The organism is Burkholderia sp. BCC1644, assembly GCF_902833225.1.
Lineage (GTDB): Bacteria > Pseudomonadota > Gammaproteobacteria > Burkholderiales > Burkholderiaceae > Burkholderia.
The window spans coordinates 1-484 of sequence record NZ_CADFEI010000066.1; the positions used below are offsets into that span (position 1 = coordinate 1).

The window sequence follows — 484 nt, forward strand, 5'->3', positions numbered from 1 at the left end:
GTTCGAATCATCTTGAGATACATCGATACAATCACAACCCGGATAGTTTTCACGTCCATCTCATAGACGCTTCCGCTATCCAAATTACTTACTTCTTCCAGATTGTTAAAGAACGACAGCCGATACATACTACGTATCACTCTGACTGGCTCAATCGCCAATGAAAAAGATTCGACCCAAGTCGAATACTTGTCATTGAAGATTGGTGGAGGCAGACGGGATCGAACCGACGACCCCCTGCTTGCAAAGCAGGTGCTCTCCCAGCTGAGCTATGCCCCCATGTACAGAATATTCTCAGGTGTTAGCCGGTCGGCTTGAGGTACTCGTAAGCGCTGAAGCGCTAACGATCACCGACACGTCAGACAATGGTGGGTCTGGTTGGATTCGAACCAACGACCCCCGCCTTATCAAGACGGTGCTCTAACCGACTGAGCTACAGACCCCTGAGTCTGTCTTTAATTTACAGCCGATAAGCGTGAGCGCT

At 49.4% G+C, this 484-nt stretch carries 2 tRNA genes; both read right to left on the minus strand.

What is annotated here, in order from left to right:
* Window positions 1–203: 203 nt before the first annotated feature.
* Window positions 204–279 (minus strand) — tRNA-Ala (locus HWX87_RS37720).
* A gap of 87 nt (window positions 280–366) precedes the next feature.
* Window positions 367–443, minus strand: a tRNA-Ile gene (locus tag HWX87_RS37725).
* Between the last annotated feature and the right edge of the window lie 41 nt (window positions 444–484).